Source organism: Arthrobacter sp. PL16, assembly GCF_035985055.1.
GTDB classification, from domain to species: domain Bacteria; phylum Actinomycetota; class Actinomycetes; order Actinomycetales; family Micrococcaceae; genus Arthrobacter_D; species Arthrobacter_D cheniae.
Genome location: NZ_JAXCIC010000021.1, coordinates 1 through 2,353, shown reverse-complemented (window position 1 = coordinate 2,353; position 2,353 = coordinate 1). Strand labels below are relative to the sequence as shown.

General features: G+C 59.8%; 3 protein-coding genes. 2 read left to right on the top strand and 1 reads right to left on the bottom strand.

Annotated elements, in window-relative coordinates; genetic code table 11:
• Nucleotides 1-828 precede the first annotated feature (828 nt).
• Together RCH21_RS17095 and RCH21_RS17090 are read left to right on the top strand one after the other, a co-directional pair.
• Nucleotides 829-1,668 (top strand): class F sortase, encoded by an 840-nt coding sequence (locus RCH21_RS17095; protein WP_326965413.1) that lies wholly within the window; start codon nucleotides 829-831, stop codon nucleotides 1,666-1,668.
• Nucleotides 1,669-1,818: 150 nt separating this feature from the next.
• The gene (locus RCH21_RS17090) at nucleotides 1,819-2,022 is read left to right on the top strand and encodes a hypothetical protein (protein ID WP_326965412.1); all 204 of its coding nucleotides are present in this window, start codon (nucleotides 1,819-1,821) and stop codon (nucleotides 2,020-2,022) included.
• A 56-nt stretch (nucleotides 2,023-2,078) separates the two neighbouring features.
• Here the strand turns inward: RCH21_RS17090 and RCH21_RS17085 are convergent.
• Nucleotides 2,079-2,353: ANTAR domain-containing protein (locus RCH21_RS17085; RefSeq protein WP_326965411.1), on the bottom strand; the 275-nt coding region annotated here is incomplete at its 5' end.

Here is a 2,353-nt window from a genome sequence, read left to right as displayed (position 1 = left end):
ACACCGATCGAATTCGAGATACTAGGACAAGCCGCCACTAAAGCGGCCCGAAACCAGCAACACCCAACTGGAAACTAAACCTTCAGCAGTCCCTTCCTGCCCAACGGACTGAACTTCGACGCCACCGGCCGGGCAACCTTCAACAACGGATGCGCACCCGTCGTCGTCACACCACCTACACCACCGGCACCGGGCGAACCAGCTGCAACCAAGATCGACATCTGCCACGCCACCGGTTCCGCACAAAACCCGTTCGTCGCAATCAACGTCGACCTCAACGGACTCAACGGACACGGAGACCACAGCCAAGACATCATCCCGCCCAACAGTTTCCTGCCCAACGGACTGAACTTCGACGCCACCGGCCGGGCAACCTTCAACAACGGATGCGCCCCCGTCGTCGTCACACCACCTACACCACCGGGACCGGGCGAACCAGCACAACCAGGCCAGCCGGGCCAACCGACCCAGCCAGCACAGCCGGGCCAACCGGCCCAGCCAATCCAGCCGGGCCAACCGGCCCAGCCAGCACAGCCGGGCCAACCGGCCCAGCCAGCACAGCCGGCCCAGCAGGGCGGAAATGTTGGTGCGGTTGATAATCAGGGATTCAATGTCCAAACAGCTGCCGGCGGGGTTGATTCTTCTGAAGATACTCCTGTGTTGCTGGGCGGTTTTGTGATTTCTCTGCTTATCGCTGGCCTCTGGGCAGCGCGGAGAAACCTGATCAGCTCGTAGGTTTCACGTCCATTACAGACTGCATTGTAGGAAGGCGTCACAGTATGGAATGTGGCGCCTTCCCACTCTCACTTCGTTTCAGAACGGCAGAGCATGAGTAAGCACAGCAGTCCGGACTCCAACCAGCCCTCTCCTGCATCCAGAAAACACCGGTATTCCACCCTGTCGATACTCGCCGTGCTGGTTCTCTCGCTGCTCCTGACTTCTCTATGGCTCTCCCTTCAATCTTCATCGGGCATCGAACCAGCCAGCCAACCAGCAATCAATGCCGGCCCGACCATTGCCGAACAACCAAATGAATCTCTCAACCCGGATGGCTTCCCCGAGCCACCCATCACGACCGAAAAATCCGTACAGTCAGAACCTCCTGCCGGTGAATCATCTCTATCTGCCGCCGATCCGGTACAGGTACCAGTTCCTGAACCGGGTGCAGTAGAGGAAAACGTTGCTTCTCTCAGCTCGCCGCCTGCTACCGACGTCGTTCAGATTCCGGTTGCTTCTGCGCCGCAACGGATCACGTACACCTCGGCGGGCATTGACGTCGCCGTATATCGACTGGGGATTGACCAAACCGCCCAGGAAAGCCAAACCATTGTTCCGCCTTTCACCCTCGATGGGTACTGGCTTTCCCCCTTCGGCGTCCCAGGCAGCGGATCAGAAAATACGACGTACATAGTCGGGCACAGTTGGGAGGACCAGGATGCACCTTTCAATCGGCTGAGCAGCAGCGCCGAACCTGGAGATACTTTCACGGTGACCACAGGCACCGGGGTACTGACCTACCGAGTTGATTCGGTTACCACTTATCTCAAATCAACCCTCAAGAACAGCGACATCTGGGGTGTGGACCCCAATCGAGTAGTCCTCATCAGCTGCTACACCGAGGACCCCTGGGGCAAGAACGTCGTCGTCACCGCCTCACCCGCGAACTAAGACAAACCCGTCAGGTGCACCGGCGCAGGATCCGCGTAGGGGCGACATAGCCTCCCGCCCTGCCGCCTCTGTCCTGTTAGTCGCTGTCAGTCGCGGCGTCGCTGGCGGTCGTTGTTGAACTACTTGCTCAGGTGTTTGTTCAGGAGTTCGTTGGGGCGGCAGGTGGTCCTGGTAGGGGGCGCGTGGCAGGGCCGGGATCTCGTCGATGAGTTCGTTGACCGCATGGGCGATGAGGTCACGTTCGGCCGGTGGCAGGACGATCATCCCGCTGAGGTACGCGTCTACTTCGTACTCATCGACGTCCCCGGCCAGACTGAAGTAGCGCAGCCACACCTCCTGCAGTGTGAAGGGTGAGGCACGTATCGCTGCAGCGGTGCCCTGCCGCTGATCGTTCTCTTCTGGCCCTTCCATTAGGGGGCCTGGCTGGTGTCGATGCCGTTCTTGCGCTCTGCGATGGTGGCGGTGAGGTCGCTGACCGGGGTGTGAGTTTCGCTTGAGACGGCAGTGATACGGGCGAGGGCTTCGTCGCGGCTCAGGTTGTGGCGTTCCATGAGGATGCCACGGGCAATACCGACCGTGTCCCGGGTCCCTAAGAATTGCCTGACTTGATCACTGATGCGTTGAGGGGTGTCACTGGCCTGCACATGCCCAAGCAAAGCGGCTGCCGATTTCGCCAGATTGATCA